At 72.9% G+C, this 15,733-nt stretch carries 14 protein-coding genes; 9 read left to right on the top strand and 5 right to left on the bottom strand.

Annotated features, from left to right (window positions below; genetic code table 11):
* The first annotated feature begins 13 nt into the window (after positions 1–13).
* From JK359_RS11725 to JK359_RS11715, 3 genes are read left to right on the top strand one after another with little or no spacing between them, the layout of a single operon-like run.
* A complete protein-coding gene (locus tag JK359_RS11725) occupies positions 14–1,186 on the top strand; it encodes an acyl-CoA dehydrogenase family protein (protein ID WP_201834628.1) in 1,173 nt (390 codons plus the stop codon).
* A gap of 34 nt (positions 1,187–1,220) precedes the next feature.
* Positions 1,221–2,123: a 3-hydroxybutyryl-CoA dehydrogenase gene (locus JK359_RS11720; RefSeq protein WP_201834626.1), complete on the top strand. Its 903-nt coding sequence runs from the start codon at positions 1,221–1,223 to the stop codon at positions 2,121–2,123.
* Between the two features lie 47 nt (positions 2,124–2,170).
* Positions 2,171–2,785 (top strand): TetR/AcrR family transcriptional regulator, encoded by a 615-nt coding sequence (locus JK359_RS11715; RefSeq protein ID WP_307788070.1) that lies wholly within the window; start codon positions 2,171–2,173, stop codon positions 2,783–2,785.
* Positions 2,786–2,828: 43 nt separating this feature from the next.
* On the opposite strand, the gene JK359_RS11710 is transcribed toward JK359_RS11715, so the two are convergent.
* The 3 genes from JK359_RS11710 to lpdA all read right to left on the bottom strand — a co-directional run bounded on the left by JK359_RS11710 (position 2,829) and on the right by lpdA (position 6,329).
* Positions 2,829–3,605 carry an NPP1 family protein gene (locus JK359_RS11710; protein ID WP_307788069.1) on the bottom strand — a complete coding sequence of 259 codons (777 nt, stop codon included), beginning with the start codon at positions 3,603–3,605 and terminating at the stop codon, positions 2,829–2,831.
* Positions 3,606–3,853: 248 nt separating this feature from the next.
* Complete coding sequence (locus JK359_RS11705) at positions 3,854–4,834, bottom strand: ATP-dependent DNA ligase (RefSeq protein WP_201834778.1); 981 nt, start codon at positions 4,832–4,834, stop codon at positions 3,854–3,856.
* A 94-nt stretch (positions 4,835–4,928) separates the two neighbouring features.
* Entirely contained in the window at positions 4,929–6,329 is a 1,401-nt protein-coding gene (lpdA, locus tag JK359_RS11700) for a dihydrolipoyl dehydrogenase (RefSeq protein ID WP_201834622.1), read from the bottom strand.
* Positions 6,330–6,878: 549 nt separating this feature from the next.
* Here lpdA and rox point away from each other — a divergent pair.
* Complete coding sequence (gene rox, locus JK359_RS11695) at positions 6,879–8,318, top strand: rifampin monooxygenase (protein WP_201834620.1); 1,440 nt, start codon at positions 6,879–6,881, stop codon at positions 8,316–8,318.
* Between the two features lie 196 nt (positions 8,319–8,514).
* On the opposite strand, the gene JK359_RS11690 is transcribed toward rox, so the two are convergent.
* Positions 8,515–8,964 carry a spore-associated protein gene (locus JK359_RS11690; protein WP_201834618.1) on the bottom strand — a complete coding sequence of 150 codons (450 nt, stop codon included), beginning with the start codon at positions 8,962–8,964 and terminating at the stop codon, positions 8,515–8,517.
* Positions 8,965–9,200: 236 nt separating this feature from the next.
* On the opposite strand from JK359_RS11690, the gene JK359_RS11685 reads away from it, so the two are divergent.
* Positions 9,201–10,232 carry a magnesium transporter CorA family protein gene (locus JK359_RS11685; RefSeq protein ID WP_236677625.1) on the top strand — a complete coding sequence of 344 codons (1,032 nt, stop codon included), beginning with the start codon at positions 9,201–9,203 and terminating at the stop codon, positions 10,230–10,232.
* Between the two features lie 116 nt (positions 10,233–10,348).
* Here JK359_RS11685 and JK359_RS11680 read toward each other — a convergent pair whose 3' ends face one another.
* Complete coding sequence (locus JK359_RS11680; protein ID WP_372445396.1) at positions 10,349–11,161, bottom strand: EamA family transporter; 813 nt, start codon at positions 11,159–11,161, stop codon at positions 10,349–10,351.
* 152 nt (positions 11,162–11,313) lie between these two features.
* On the opposite strand from JK359_RS11680, the gene JK359_RS11675 reads away from it, so the two are divergent.
* From JK359_RS11675 to JK359_RS11660, 4 genes are all read left to right on the top strand, one after another.
* Positions 11,314–12,171 carry a LysR family transcriptional regulator gene (locus JK359_RS11675; RefSeq protein WP_201834617.1) on the top strand — a complete coding sequence of 286 codons (858 nt, stop codon included), beginning with the start codon at positions 11,314–11,316 and terminating at the stop codon, positions 12,169–12,171.
* A 165-nt stretch (positions 12,172–12,336) separates the two neighbouring features.
* Positions 12,337–12,717 (top strand): DoxX family protein, encoded by a 381-nt coding sequence (locus JK359_RS11670; RefSeq protein WP_201834615.1) that lies wholly within the window; start codon positions 12,337–12,339, stop codon positions 12,715–12,717.
* Between the two features lie 128 nt (positions 12,718–12,845).
* Positions 12,846–13,313 carry a peroxiredoxin gene (locus JK359_RS11665; RefSeq protein WP_201834613.1) on the top strand — a complete coding sequence of 156 codons (468 nt, stop codon included), beginning with the start codon at positions 12,846–12,848 and terminating at the stop codon, positions 13,311–13,313.
* Positions 13,314–13,367: 54 nt separating this feature from the next.
* A complete protein-coding gene (locus JK359_RS11660; RefSeq protein WP_201834611.1) occupies positions 13,368–15,698 on the top strand; it encodes an ATP-binding SpoIIE family protein phosphatase in 2,331 nt (776 codons plus the stop codon).
* Positions 15,699–15,733: the final 35 nt, after the last annotated feature.

The raw sequence follows: 15,733 nt of genomic DNA, 5'->3' as shown, positions 1-15,733 counted from the left end.
AGCGAGGACATCCATGGACTTCCGCCTCACCCCCCGCCAGGCACAGCTCAAGGCCGACGCGCGTGCCCTCACCGACTTCATCACCGCCTACGAGCTGGAGTGCGAGGAGAACAACGGCCTGCCCGCCGACGCGCACGCCGAGATACGCGACGCGGTGCTCGACGCCGGCCTCCAGGCGGTCAACATGCCGGCCGAATGGGGCGGCGCCGGCCTCACCATCGCCGAACAGGTCACCGTGCAGGAGGAGCTGGGCCGCCTCACGGGCGCCCTGTGGGACATGGTGTGGCGGCCCGCCAACGCCCTCCGCTTCTGCACGCCCGAGCAGCGCGAACGCTTCCTCGTCCCGGTGATCAAGGGCGAGCGGCGGGACTGCTACGCGGTCACCGAGCCCGGCGCCGGTTCGGACCCGCAGAACCTCGCGACCACCGCCACCAAGAACGACCGCGGCTGGGTGCTCGACGGCGAGAAGTGGTTCGTCACCGTCGGGGACCACGCCGACTTCATGATCGTCCTCGCCGCGGCCGGCCCGGAGCGCGCCCCGACCCTCTTCCTCGTCGACAAGGACACCCCCGGTATCGAGATGACGCGCGTCCCGCGCTTCATGCACACCTTCGTCTACGAGCACCCCGAGTTCACCTTCACCGACGTCCAGGTGGACGAGGACGCCGTGCTCGGCGGCATCGGCGAAGGCTACGACATCACCCGTTCCTGGTTCACCGAGGAACGCCTGATGATCGCGGCCCGCACCACCGGCGCGGCCGAGCGGGCGCTGGAGCTGGCCCGGGACTGGGCGGTGGAGCGGGAGCAGTTCGGCGCGCCGATCGCCTCGTACCAGCTGGTCCAGGGCATGCTCGCCGACTGCGCGGTGGACATCGCGGTCAACCGTGCCTACACCCACCAGGTCGCCTGGGAGATCGACGGGGGCACGGCCGCGGACCGCAAGCGGCTGCACGCCAAGGCGGCCATCGCCAAACTGTCGGCGAGCGAGGCGTCCGGCCGCGTGATCGACCGGTGCCTGCAGATCCACGGCGGGCGCGGCTACGACCGTTCCTACGCCGTCGAGCGCCTCTACCGCGAGCTGCGCGTGGACCGGATCTGGGAGGGCACCTCCGAGATCCAGCGGCTGATCATCGCGGGCGAACTCGTCCGCCGCGGTACCGGGGTCCTCGACCTGCCCACCGCCTGACCCGAGGACCGGCACAGACCGAAGGGAAGCTCGGATGACCGACATCGAACGCGTCGGAGTCGTCGGCTGCGGCCAGATGGGGGCGGGCATCGCGGAGGTCTGTGCGCGGGCCGGCCTGCCGGTGACCGTGGTCGAACGCGACGCGGGCGCGGCCCGGGAGGGCCGCCTGCGCATCGTCCGCTCACTCGACCGGGCCACCGCGCACGGCAGGCTCACGGCGGCGGGCCGCGAGGCCGCCGCCGGCCTGGTCACCGTGACCGACCAGATGGACGCGCTGCACGACCGTGACCTGGTGATCGAGGCCGTGGCGGAGGACGAGCGGGTGAAGACCGACGTCTTCGCCCGGCTCGACGCCGTCCTCACCGACGAACGCGCCCTCCTGGCGACCAACACCTCCTCCATCCCGGTGATCCGGCTCGCCGCCGCCACCGGCCGCCCGGAACACGTCGTCGGCGTGCACTTCTTCAACCCGGTACCGGTCCTGCGGCTGGTCGAACTCGTCCCGTCGCTGCTCACCACGGCCGACACCCTGACCCGGGCCGAGTCCTTCGTGACCGGCCGGCTCGGCAAGGAGGTGGTACGCACCCGGGACCGGGCCGGCTTCGTCGTCAACGCCCTGCTCGTGCCGTACCTGCTGGCCGCCGTCCGCATGGTGGAGGCGGGCGGCGCGAGCGTCGAGGACATCGACCGGGGCATGGTCCTCGGCTGCGCCCACCCGCTCGGCCCGCTGGCCCTGGCGGACCTGATCGGCCTGGACACCACCCGGGCCATCGCCGAGTCGCTGTACGCCGAGTTCCGCGAGCCGCTCTACTCGCCGCCGCCCCTGCTGTCCCGCATGGTGGAGGCCGGCCTGCTGGGCCGGAAGTCCGGGCGCGGCTTCCACACGTACCCGGCGCGGCCCGGGCACGGGACGGCCGTACCGGCGGAGCGGCCGTGAGGGAAAATGGTCTCGGCGTACGACCACCGAACGAGGGGAGCCGCAGGGTGTCGACCAAGGTGCGCAGCACGGCGGACACACGCGAGCGCATCCTGGCCGCGGCGTGCGAGGTGATCGCCGAGACCGGGTTCGAGAAGATCCGGATGCGCATGGTGGCCGAGCGGGCCGGGGTGTCGACCGCGCTGCTGCACTACCACTTCGACACGCGCGAGAAGCTGTTCACCGAGGCGATGACCCACTCCTTCGCCAACACCGCCGTCGACGTCGAGCAGGACGCGGACACCGCACCGGCGGCGGTCGTCCTGGCCCGTATCCTGCGCAACCTGCTGCCGACCGACCCCGAGCTGCAGCAGGACTGGCGGCTCTGGCAGGAGCTGTGGGCCCGGGCCCTGCGCGACGAGACGACCCGGGCCTTCGCCGTCGACCTGTACGCCCAGCTGCACGCCTGGGTGGCCGGCGCGGTGCGCCGCGGCATCGACTCGGGCGAGTTCACCCCGGCCGACGTGGACGACCTGAGCACGCTCGTGCTGTCCCTCAGCGACGGCTACGGCATCCGGCTGATGCTGCGGGACCCCACCGTCACCCTGGACACGGCCCTCACCGCGATCTGGCGGCACGTGGCCGCGGCGCTGGGCCTGCCGGAGACCCTGCCGGCCGGGTGATCCCGGCCGGCAGGGTGGCCGGCGGGCAGGGTGGCCGGCGGGCTCAGGCGTTCGGGTCGAACGGGATCCCGGACGGCTTCGCCGACGCCAGGTGCGAGGCGAAACTGCCGTCCTTCAGGCCGAAGTGGGCGCTGCCGAAGTCGTACGCGCTCAGCTTCTCGCGGATGCCGGCCGGGTAGCCGTTCCAGCCGACCAGGGCCGGGTACTGCCAGGTGTGCTTGTGGTTCTCCGGCGGTTCGTCGTTCGTGTTGGCGAGCCGGAAGCAGTGCGTGCTGATGCCGTCCTTGTGGTAGACGACCTTCGGGTGGGAGCCCTCGAAGCGGACCTCGGAGACGGGGTGCACGGTGAAGGAGCCGTGGTTCGACGTCGACACGTAGCGGATCTGCCCGTCCTGCACCCAGACGGCCACGTGCTCCCAGTCGTGCCGGTGCCCGCCGATGCTGCTGCCCGGCAGCGCCTGGTCCTTCTCGAAGTACAGGCCGTAGAGGTAGGCGCACCAGCCGTTGTTGCACTTGGAGCGCGAGTAGCTGTTGGTGTTGTCCAGGTCGGAGGCGTCGTGACAGCTGCCGTTGAGGGCGCCGGTCGGCTTCAGCCCGCCGTTGACCGTGCCGTCGGGCCCGATCGCGGGCGTCGGGTAGCAGCCGTCCGTGTCGTAGTCGAAGGCCGGCTGGTACGCCAGCTCGCCGGCTTCGGCGTTCTTCGGCAGCGCCGGCGGCGGGGCGGCGAACGCGGCGGCCGGGAAGGCGACGACGAGGGCGGCGGCGCCGGCCACGACGGCGGACCATCTGCCGCTCCGGGCACGGAAGGCGGACGAAGGCACGGAGTTCCTCCAACAGCGGTGGGGGGCTGGGGAGTTCAGCATCCCCGCCGTGCACCGCGCTGCCAAGAGGTCACACGCGTCGCAGGAGTGAAGCACGGCCGAACAGCTGCCGCCGGCCCGGCTTGTGGGCCGTTCCACCATGAACCACAGCTTTCCGTACGGTTCTTGTCCTTGCCGTCGGGGGGGGGGCAGGTGCCGGGCGGAGGGGCCAGGCCCAGGGTGAACGGGCCCTTCCGGCAGGGAACTTGTCAGTCGGAGCCCGGCGGCAGGTCCGCCGCCGACTCTTCCGGCGTGAGGTCCGGGCGCAGCCGCAGCCAGGACGGCTGACGCAGCATGCCGTTCCGGGTGCGGGTGCTGTAGCTGACCTCGCCCACCAGCCGGGGCAGCACCCAGCGCGCGTCCGCGATCCGGGGCGCCGGCTCGAAGGGGCACCGGTCGCTCGCCACGTCCCGGAGCAGTTGCGCCAGCTGGGCGCGTTCCGCCTCGCTCCAGCCGGTGCCGACCCCGCCGACGTACCGCAAGCGGCCCCCCGCGTCGCGCTGGCCGGCCAGCACCGCGCCGGGCAGCCCGGTCAGCCGCCCCTTGCCGGGCAGCCAGCCACCGATGATCACGTCCTCGGCCCGCATGTTCCGGATCTTGATCCAGGCGCGGGAGCGGACCCCCGGCTCGTACACGGAGTCCAGCCGCTTGCACACCAGGCCCTCCAGCCCGTGCTCCCGGGTCGCCGCCAGCGCCTCGGCGCCATGGCCGATGACGGCGCGCGGGGTCGACCAGTACGGTCCGGCCAGCTCCCGGTCCTCCAGCCGCGCCCGCCGCTGCACATAGGGCAGGCGCACCAGGGACCCGTCCAGGTACGGCGCGTCGAACAGCACCAGATGCACCGGCACCTGGGCGGCCCGGCGTGCCGCACGCGCGGGGGCGTGGGCGAGGCCCATCCGGCTCTGCAGCAACTGGAAGCTCGCCCGGCCCTCCACGTCCAGGGCCAGCACCTCACCGTCCAGCACGGCGGGCGTGGCACCCAGGGAGGTGCCGAGCGGCCGCAGCTCCGGGTAGGCGCCGGTGATGTCCTCGCCCGAGCGGGCGCGGAGCAGCACAGTGCCGTCGCCGGGCAGATAGACCATCACCCGCTGGCCGTCCTGCTTGGTCTCGTACGCCCAGCGCGCGTCCTGGGCGGCGGGTGGCAGCCGGCCGGGGGTGGCGAGCATCGGCGGGATGAACGGCAGGGTCACGGCGGTCACGGCAGAAGGTCTCGACCGGCCGCGGCGCCCTCACGCGCCTTCGCGTCCCGGTTCCCCTGAACGGGCCTTGCGGGCGGCGGCCGGGTCAGAGGTTGATCATGTGGCCGGCGAGGCCGTGCAGGGCGTCCTGGACCGCCTCGCTCAGTGTGGGATGCGCGTGGACGTTCCTGACCAGCTCGGTCACCGTGAGGTCCCATTTCTGGGCGAGGGTCAGTTCCGGTACCAGCTCCGTCACGTCCGGGCCGATCAGATGGGCGCCGAGCAGTTCGCCGTGGGGTGCGTCGCTCAGCAGCTTCACGAAACCGACGGTGTCGCCGAACCCGTGGGCCTTGGCGTTGGCGGTGAACGGGAACTTCGCCACCCGGACGTCGAAGCCCGCCGCCCGCGCCTCGCTCTCGGTCCAGCCGAAGCTGGCGATCTGGGGCCGGCAGAACGTCGCGCGGGGGATCATGCGGTAGTCCAGCTCCATCGTCTCCGCACCGGCGATGGTCTCGGCGGCGACCACACCCATCGCCTCGGCGGCGTGCGCCAGCATCAGCTTGGCCGTGACGTCGCCGATGGCGTAGATGTGCGGCTGACTGGTACGGCAGCGGCCGTCCACGTCGATGGCGCCCCGGTCGGTGAGCCGTACGCCCGCGGAGGCCAGCCCGTAGCCGGCCGTACGCGGCTGGAAACCCGTGGCCTGCAGCAACCGCTCCGCCTCCAGGACCCGCGGTCCGGCACCGTCCTGCTGGACCGTCACGCGGACCCGGTCGGCGGCCTCTTCGACGGACACGACACGGGTGGAGGCCAGCACGGTGACGCCCTGCCGCTTGAACCGCCTGGCGAGTTCGGCCGACACCTCCTCGTCCTCCAGCGGCGCGATCCGGCCGAGGAACTCGACCAGTGTGACCTCGACGCCGTAGGAGCGCAGCAGGTAGGCGAACTCGACGCCGATGGCGCCCGCTCCGGCGATGACGATGCTCGACGGAAGGCTGTCCGCGAGGATCTGCTCCTCGTACGTCACGACACGCTTGCCCAAGGTGGTGCCGGGCAGCAGTTTCACGGTGGCGCCGGTGGCGATGACGCAGGAGCGGAAGGACAGCCTCACCTCGCCGTCGCGCATGCGCACCTGCATGGTGTGCGGATCGATGAAGGCGCCCTGGCCGTCGAACTGGGCGATGCCGTTCTTGCGCATGAGGTAGCCGACGCCCTTCACCCGGCCCTCGGCCACCATCCGGCTCCGCTCGTAGGCACTGCGGTAGTCCAGGCCGACGTCCCCGCCGATCCTGACGCCGAACTTCTGCGCGTCGTGCAGGATCAACTGGGCGACCTCGGCGTTGCGCAGCAGCGCCTTCGCCGGGATGCAGCCGATGTTCAGGCAGACGCCGCCCCAGAAACGCCCCTCCACGACGGCCGTACGGAGCCCCAGCTGCGCGGCGCGGACGGCGGCCACATAGCCGCCGGGGCCCGCACCGAGGACGACGACATCGAAGTCGGTGTCCATCGCCGCCACCTCTCCCATGTGGTCGGGGGCCGCCGTTCGCGGCGCCGGCCGGCACCTTCGACACGTCGAGGTCGCCGAGCCGCCCGCCGCGCTCCCTCCGGAGAACCGGGGACTCAGTCCACCGTCTCGCATCCCCAACGGCACCGCATCACGTGCGGACCTGATCACGGCGCCTCGCCGACCGTCCACCCCGGCAAGCACGAATCCGCCGGCCTTGCGGCGGGAGCGGACGCCGAGTTTCCGCGCGGTCGTCGGGCGACGAGGAGCGGGCCTCAGGCGAGGCGGTGCGGTCTTCAGGCGGTGACACGCAGTCGCGGTGACACGCAGTCGCGGTGACGCGCAACAAACGCAGTCGCGGCGAAACGCAGGCCCGGACGACGAAAGGCAAGGAGTTCCTGCTCCTTGCCTCTCTCAACGTATAGCTCACCCGGGGCCTTGCGGCAAGGCCCCGGTCGTACCGCAGAATGTCGGGCCGAAGCCCGGAACTTGCAGAATGCAGGCATTCGGGGGATCTGTGCACATACATCGTGCTCTCATGGGGGGACATTCATGATCGACGTGATCGTCGTCGGCGGGGGACCGACCGGCCTGATGCTGGCCGGGGAACTGCGGCTGCGCGGCGTGCGCACCGTGGTGCTGGAGAAGGCGACCGAGCCGACCAAGGTCGTCCGCGCGCTCGGCCTGCACGCGCGCAGCCTCGAGGTGCTGGACCAGCGCGGTCTGGTGGACCGATTCCTCGCGCTCGGCCGGAAGCATCCGCTGGACGGCTTCTTCGCGGGCATCTACCGGCGCTCGCCCGAGCGGCTGGACACCTCGCACCCTTACGCCCTCGGCATCCCGCAGACCGTCACCGACCGGCTGCTGGCCGAGCACGCCACCCGGCTCGGCGCCGAGATCCGCCGCGGCTGCGAACTGGCCGGGCTGAGCCAGGACGAGGACGGGGTGACCGCCGAACTGGCCGACGGCACGCGGCTGCGCTCGCGCTACCTCGTCGGATGCGACGGCGGCCGCAGTGCCGTGCGCAAGCTGCTCGGCGTCGGCTTCCCCGGGGAACCCAGCAGCGTCGACACGCTGCTGGGCGAGGTCGAGCTGACCGCGTCACCGCAGACGCTGACCACCGTGGTGACCGAAGTCCGCAAGACGCAGGTGCGGTTCGGCGCCATGCCCCTCGGGGACGGGCTGTACCGCGTCGTCGTGCCCGCCGAGAAGGTGGCCGACGACCGCTCGGTCCCGCCGACGCTCGACGAGGTCAAGCGGCAGCTGCGGGCGATCGCCGGCACGGACTTCGGCGTGCACTCGCCGCGCTGGCTCTCCCGCTTCGGTGACGCCACCCGGCAGGCCGAGCGCTACCGGGTCGGCCGGGTGCTGCTGGCCGGCGACGCGGCGCACGTCCACCCGCCGATGGGCGGGCAGGGGCTCAACCTCGGTGTGCAGGACGCGTTCAACCTCGGCTGGAAGCTGGCCGCCGAGGTCTCCGGCCGGGCACCGGAGGGGCTGCTGGACAGCTACCACGCCGAACGGCACCCGGTGGCCGCCGACGTGCTGGACAACACCCGTGCGCAGATGGAGCTGGTGTCCCTGGCACCGGGGCCGCGGGCGGTGCGCCGGCTGATGACGGAGCTGATGGACTTCGAGGAGGTGAACCGGTACCTGATCGAGAAGATCATCGCCATCGGGGTCCGCTACGACTTCGGCGAGGGCCACGAGCTGCTCGGCCGGCGCATGCGGGACGTGGAACTGAAGCAGGGGCGCCTCTACGAGCTGCTGCACACCGGCCGCGGGCTGCTGCTCGACCGGACCGGCCGGCTCTCCGCGGCGGGCTGGGAGGACCGCGTCGACCACGTTGTGGACACCGGCGAGGACCTGGACGTACCCGCTGTGCTCCTGCGGCCGGACGGTCATGTGGCCTGGGCCGGTGAGGACCCGGCGGAACTGGCCGGCCCGCTGCGGAAGTGGTTCGGCGCGCCCGTCACCGCCGCCGGCTGCTAGCCGCCGCTCCTCCTGAGCTGCTCCGGCTGCGCTCTCGACCAGGGGCCGCGGTGCCCGGCCGGCTCGTCGTGCGACTGCCGCACCGCCGGCTCGAGGCGCTCCCTGACCTGCCGTGACCGCGCCCGCAACGCGTCGACGCCCCCCGGCCGGCCGGCCGATGACCTCGGCGGGTCCGGCCGGGGCGACACGGTCCGGGTCAGCGCGTGAAGGTCATCCGGTGTTCCGCCAGCGAGGCGCAGTTGGAGCCGGACACCTGCACGTACACGTTGCTGATGTTGCCGCCCCAGTCGACGCAGTGGCCCTTGCCGTAGACGCGGGCCGGGCCGGCGTACGACGTGTACGTCCCGTAGTCCTGGTCACCCTGGTCGGTGTCGGGGACGTAGACCCACGCGGACACGGCCCGGGCGGTGCCCGGGTTGGTGCGGATGGTCGCGACGCAGTTCTTGCCGTTCGCGGAGTTGTAGGTCAGGTACACGGTGCCCAGCGAGCCCACGGGCGCCGAGTTCACCGTCTTGTAGCCGCTGCCGCAGACCTTCTGCGGTGTGGTGTTCGGTGCGGCGGAGGCAGGTGCCGCCAGGGCGGTCGCGGCCCCCAGCGACAGGGCCGCCACCGCGGTGACGGCCAGGGCGGAACGGCTGAATCCCATTATTTCCCCCTTGTTGTTTTGAAGCTGTTTGCTCCTGTCTTGTGTGACCTGCCGGGAGGCCGGATGGTTGTGCCGCTGTCACTGGGAAACGGCGGGAGGGGCCGGAATCCGCCGGAACCCGTGGCCCGTCATCCGTTCGGACCGCCCGGGGCCGCGCTCGAGTGCCTGCGCGTGCGGGGACGGTGCAACGCGCGGACGCTGGAACCGGCGGGCGTCAGGACGAACGGCGAGGGGCGATGATCGTATCGGTGGTGTCGATGCCGGAGGTGGCCGTCACCCGCACGGATGTGGCGGAGGCGCGTCGCCGGCTGGCAACGGACCGTTTCGTGCTCGTCGACGTCGTGCTGCCGGGCGAGGCGCGGGAGGGACGGCCGGGTGAGCCGGTGCGGGCGCGGGAGTCAGAGCCGGCGGTGGCGCAGCCGGACGTGCCGTCCGTCGCCGACCAGCTGGGCCTGGACACCGAGGGACTGGACTGGTTCGGCAGGCCGGACGAGCCCCCGCGGGCCGAGTTTCTCGGCGACAGAGCCGGTCTCGTCGTCCCCGTGGTCCACGAGGAGCGGATCGTCCACGTGCACGTGGTGGTGACCGAGCGGTTCGTGACCAGCGTGCACCGGGGCCAGCCGGAATTCGTGAGGTCCTTCAGCGAGAGGCTGTCGCACGAGCAGCCCTCCGACCCCGTGGCGGTGCTCTTCCTCCTGCTCGGGCAGGCGCTCAGCTCCTTTCGCCGGGCGGCCGTACAGGCCCTGCTGGAGGCCGAGGAACTCGAGGACGACATGTTCGCGGCACGGCGCCCCGAGCAGGTGTTCCGCCTGTCGAACCTGCGGCGCCGCGCCGCCCTCCTGCACCACTTCCTGCGGCCCTTCCTCGAGGTGACCGACGACGTCCTCACCCGGCGGATGCTGAGTCCCGCCTTTCCGCAGGAGCGGCGTCGGCTCGCCCGGGAGTTCCAGACCAGCGGACGACTGGTGCTCGCGGACATCGAGTCGCTCCAGGAGGCCACCCGCCGGGCGTTCGCCAGCTACTCCTCGCTCATCGCCGGCGAACAGAACGGCGTGATCAACCGGCTCGCCATCGTGTCGGTGATCTTCCTGCCCCTGTCGTTCCTGACCGGGTTCTTCGGTATGAACTTCGCGTTCCTGACGGACGAACTGGAGACCAGGGACGAATTCTGGCTGCTCGCCGTGGGCTTGCAGGTGCTCGCCGTGCTCGTCTCCCTCTATCTGCTGCACCGCACCCGCATCTGGCGCAGGCTGCGCGACGACGACTAGAGCCGTCCGGCCGGACACGTGCGCAGCCGGACGGCAGGGCGGCTCGGGCGGACGGCGAGGCGGCTCGGGCGGACGGCGAGGCGGCTCGGGCGGACGGCTCTCCTGGGCCCGCGCCTTCAGCGGGGCGTCGTCGCGATGCTCACCGCGTTGGCCGTCACCACCGCCCCGATGCCCGCCCACTCCACGCCGCCGAGGCCCTGCCCCAGGATCACCCAGCCGACGACGGCCGCCAGGACCGGGTTGACACTCATGAACAACCCGAAAGCCCGCGGCGGAACATGACGCAGTGTCAGCAGATCGGTGAGATACGGGACGGCGGAGGAGAGGACCCCCGCGGCCATGGCGCCCAGAAGGGCTCCGGGCGTGGGCGGGTGGCGGAGCGCGACGGCGATGCCGACGGGAAGGAAGGCCACCGCGGACACTGCCGAGGCCGCCGCCGCGCCCTGGGCGCCGGGCACGCGCCGCCCGACGAGCCGGTTGAGCAGGATGTACGAGGCCCAGCAGCCGGCGGCGATCAGGGCGAGGCCCATCCCGGTGTAGTCGGCCGAGGGGCGCGGGCGCATCAGGACGACGACCCCGGCGCCGGCCAGTACCGCGCACCCGGCGTCCAGCCGCCGCCGGGACGCGGCCAGTGCGATCGCCAGCGGCCCCAGGAACTCCAGGGTCACGGCGAGGCCCAGGCCGATCCGGTCGACGGCGCTGTACAGGCTGAGGTTCATCGTGCCGAACACCCCGCCGAGCAGCAGCACCGGCCACCACTGCCGCCAGGTGAAGGCGCGCAGCCGGGGCCGGACGACGGCGAACAGGGCGAGGGCGGCCACGTACTGCCGCACGGCCACCACTCCCAGCGGGCCGAGGACGGGGAAGGCCAGGGCGGCGACGGCGGCGCCGGTCTGGTTGGACAGCCCGCTGAGGGCCATGGCGGCCACCCCGGCCGGCCGGCCCGGCCGGCGCAGGGGGAGGGGAGCCGCCAAGGTCCCGGCCCGGGCCGGACGTTCGAGCGTTTCGCGCATGCCGGGATCGTGCGGGCCCTCGCTGCTTGCGCAAAATGCATGAGCCGTTCGATCTATACGCTATGCGTATGCAGGACATCGACCTCCGGCAGCTGCGCTGTCTCGTCGCCATCGTCGACGAGGGCACGTTCACCGACGCGGCGATCGCCCTGGGCGTCTCCCAGGCCGCCGTCTCGCGCGCCCTCGCCTCCCTCGAACGTGCCCTAGGCGTGCGGCTCCTGCGGCGCACCTCCCGGGAGGTGACACCCACCGCGACCGGGCTGCGGGTGGTGGCACAGGCCCGGCGGGTGCTCGCCGACGTGTCCGACCTGGTGCGGGAGGCCACCTCGGGGCACACCCGGCTGCGCGTCGGCTACGCCTGGTCCGCGCTGGGCCGGCACACGGTCGCCTTCCAGCGGCGCTGGAGCACCCTCCAGGGGGACACCGACCTCCAGCTGGTGCGCGTCAACGCACCCTCCGCCGGGCTCGCCGAAGGCGCCTGCGATCTCGCGGTCGTCCGCAGACCACCGGACGACCGGCGCTTCGCCACCGCCATCGTCGGACTGGAACGGCGGCTGTGCGCGCTCGCCGCCGACGACCCGCTCGCCCGGCGCCGCTCCGTGCGGCTCGCCGACCTAGCCGACCGGGTCCTGCTGGTGGACCGCCGTACCGGCACGGCCAATCCGGAGCTGTGGCCGCCGGACACCCGCCCCGTCACCGAGGAGACGCACGACGTCGACGACTGGCTGACCGTCATCGCGGCCGGGCGCGGCATCGGGGTCACGGCCGAGTCGACCGCCCACCAGTACCGGAGACCCGGCATCGTGTACCGGCCGGTGCGCGACGCCGAACCCGTCGCCGTACGGCTCGCCTGGTGGCGCGACGATCCGCACCCGGCGCTCCAGGCGGTGCTCGAACTGCTCACCGACCTGTACCGGGCAGGCTGAGACGCCGGCAAGGGGGTCGCGGTCCCCGTCGCCGTCGCCCTGGAGGCCGCGCGACAGCGTCCGCCCGCTCCCCGGGGCCGTCGTCGGCCGGCCCCCCCCGGTGCACGGGCGTCACGGCCCGTACCGTCGAGTAATATCCGGCGGCAGGTCACCAGAGGAGGAACCGTGCCCCGGTCCGAACGTTCACCCCTGCTGCTCGCCGGCCTCCTGGCCGCCGCCGGGGTCGCCCACTTCGCCGCCCCACGTCCCTTCGACGCGACCGTCCCGCGCCGGCTGCCCGGCTCGCCCAGGGCCTGGACGTACGCCAGCGGAGCCGTGGAACTGGCCCTCGCCGCGGGTCTCGTGGCGCCCCGCACGCGCACGGCGGCCGCGAAGGCGGCGGCCGCCTTCTTCGTCGGGGTGTTCCCCGCCAACGTGCAGATGGCCGTCGACTGGCGCGACCGGCCGGCGCCGCTCAGGACGGCCGCCCTCGCCCGGCTGCCGCTCCAGGTGCCGCTCGTGCTGTGGGCCCGCGGAGTGGCCCGCAACGGGGAGCGGCGGTCATGACCGAGGGCTGCGAGACGGCCGACGTACCGGAGGGGCAGTCGTGACCGAGGGCTTCGAGACGGCCGACGTACCGGAGGGGCAGTCGTGACCGAGCGCACCGAGACGACCGACGCAGGGAAGGGACAGCCGTGAGCGAGCGCATCACCGTCGGGAGCAAGGTGGAGGACTTCGCCCTGCCCGACGAGACCGGGACGACCAGGCGGCTCACCGAGCTGCTGGCCGACGGCCCGGTCGTCCTGTTCTTCTACCCCGCCGCCCTCACCCCCGGCTGCACCGCCGAGGCCTGCCACTTCCGCGACCTCGCCGCCGAGTTCGCGGCCGTCGGCGCCCGCCCCGTCGGCATCAGCGGGGACGGCGTCGACAAGCAGCAGGAATTCGCCGGCCTGCACGGTCTCGGCATGCCGCTGCTGTCCGACGCCGACGGGACGGTCCGCGAGCGGTTCGGCGTCAAGCGCGGCTTCTCCCTCGCCCCTACCAAGCGCGTCACCTTCGTGATCGCCCAGGACCGCACCGTCCTGGAGATCGTCCGCAGCGAGCTGCGCATGAACACCCACGCCGACCGGGCCCTCGAGGCCCTGCGCGCGCGGAAGGACTGAGCCCGGCGGACCCGCCGCTTGATGCCTCGGGGCAATCGGAACATCCTGGGGCATATGAGGCATGTCGCCGCCGTGGTGATCATCGACGCGCTGGGCAGGGTGGCCGGGTGGAGCGAGGGCGCACGGCAGCTCACCGGCCACCCGGCCGGTGAGGTCGTGGGCAGGCCGGCGGCGGACCTGCTGGCGCAGCAGACTCTCGGCGAGCTGCTCACCATGGGTTCCGGAACCGTCGCACTGCGCCACCGCGACGGCCACCGGATCGAGCTGAGCGTCACCGCCTGCCCGGTCACCGGCGCCGACGGCACCCCCGCCGGCCATGTCCTCACCGCGGACCCGTCCGGCACCGCTCTGGCCGCCCAGGCCTTCCAGCAGGCCTCCATGTCCATGTCGGTCTTCGACCTCCAGCAGCGCTACCTGCGCCTCAACGACGCGGCCTGCGCGGTGATGGGCGTCGCCGAGGAGGCTTTGACGGGCCGGTTCTTCCCGGAGACCGTGGCGGACGTCGAGTACAACCGGGGCTTTCAGCACCACCTCCGCGAGGTCGCCGAGACCGGCCGGCCGGTCCGCTACGAGAGCTTCGCCGGCTCCCCCACCCTGAACCGGGAACACCACTGGAGCATCGAGATGTGGCCCCTGCGCGCCGAGTCCGGCGAGCAGACCGCGGTCGCCATGGCCGCCTTCGACAACACCGAGCAGTACTGGGCCCGGCGCCGGCTCGCCCTGCTCAACGAGGCCGCCACGAACATCGGCACCACCCTGGACGTCGTACGCACCGCCGAGGAACTCGTCGAACTCCTCGTACCGCGGTACGCCGACTTCGCCAGCGTCGACCTGCTCGACTGGGTGCTCGGCGCGGACGAGCCGCCGGCCGTCCCGGAGGGCGCGGTCGAGATGCGCCGGGTCGCCCACCGTTCCACCAGTCCGGACAACCCGGCCACGGCCGTCGCCCTAGGCCGGACCGAGGCCTACCAGCCGCCCTCACCACCCGCCCAGGCCATCCGCGAAGGCCGCGTCGTGCGCAGCCAGGCCGGCGAGCCGTCGTTCGTGCAGTGGCTCGCGGAACGCAACGCCCGCTCGCCCGGGGGCAGCCGCCACCGGGACGGCGCCCACTCCGTGATCGCGGTTCCGCTGCGGGCCCGCGGTACCACGCTGGGCGTCGCGGTCTGCATCCGCAAGACCAACCCCGACGAGTACGCCCCCGACGACGCCGTCTTCGCGGAGGAACTCGCCAGCCGCGCCGCCGTCTGCATCGACAACGCCCGTCGCTTCGCCCGCGAACGCGACACCGCCCTCGCCCTCCAGCACAGCCTGCTCCCGCAGGGCCTGCCCGGCCAGGCCGCCGTGGAGGTCGCCCACCGCTATCTGCCGAGCGGATCCCTGGCCGGGATCGGCGGCGACTGGTTCGACGTCATCCCCCTCTCCGGCGGCCGGGTCGGGCTCGTCGTCGGCGACGTGGTCGGCCACGGCATCCGGTCCTCCGCCACCATGGGCCGGCTGCGCACCGCCGTCCGCACCCTCGCCGACGTCGACCTGCCCCCCGACGAACTCCTCACCCACCTCGACGACCTGGTCACCCACCTGTCGTCCGACAACAACGGGGAGGAGGTCGCCGAACTCGGGGCGACCTGCCTGTACGCCGTCTACGACCCCGTCTCGCGCCGTCTGTCCCTCGCCGCCGCCGGCCACCCGGCCCCGGTCGTCGTCCTGCCCGGCGGCGTCGCCCAGTCCGTCCCCATGGCCGCCGGGCCACCGCTCGGCGTCGGGGGGCTGCCCTTCGAGGCGACGGAACAGGAACTGCCCGAGGGATCCGTCGTCGCCCTCTACACGGACGGCCTCGTCGAGGACCGTGACCGGGACCCGGAGGGCACCACCGACGAACTCTGCCGGGTCCTCGCCGCGTCCGCCGGTTCCCTCGAGGAGCTGTGCGACAACGTCCTGAAGGCGGTGCTCCCGGAACAGCCCGGCGACGACGTCGCCCTGCTGCTCGCCTGCACCCGCGCCCTCGGCGCCGACCGGGTCGCCACCTGGGACGTGCCACCCGACCCCGCCCAGGTCGCGGTCTTCCGCCAGGCGGCCACCGAGCAACTGGCCCTCTGGGGACTGGAGGAGACCGCGTTCGTCACCGAACTCGTCGTCAGCGAACTCGTCACCAACGCGATCCGCTACGGCGAACCGCCCATCCAGCTCCGCCTCATCCGCGACCGCGCCCTCATCTGCGAGGTCTCCGACGCCAGTTCCACCAGCCCCCACCTGCGCCGGGCGCACGCCTACGACGAGGGCGGCCGGGGCCTGCTGCTGGTCGCCCAGCTCACCCAGCGCTGGGGGAGCAGGCACACCGCCGCCGGCAAGACCATCTGGGCCGAACAGCCGCTGCCGGACACCTGAGCGCTCCGCCGGACGGGCCCACGACTGAGCGTGCC

The sequence above is a fragment of the Streptomyces actinomycinicus genome (genome assembly GCF_016741775.1).
Lineage (GTDB): Bacteria > Actinomycetota > Actinomycetes > Streptomycetales > Streptomycetaceae > Streptomyces > Streptomyces actinomycinicus.
Note: the sequence above shows the minus strand (reverse complement) of the source record. Positions and strands in the feature narration are given on the sequence as shown.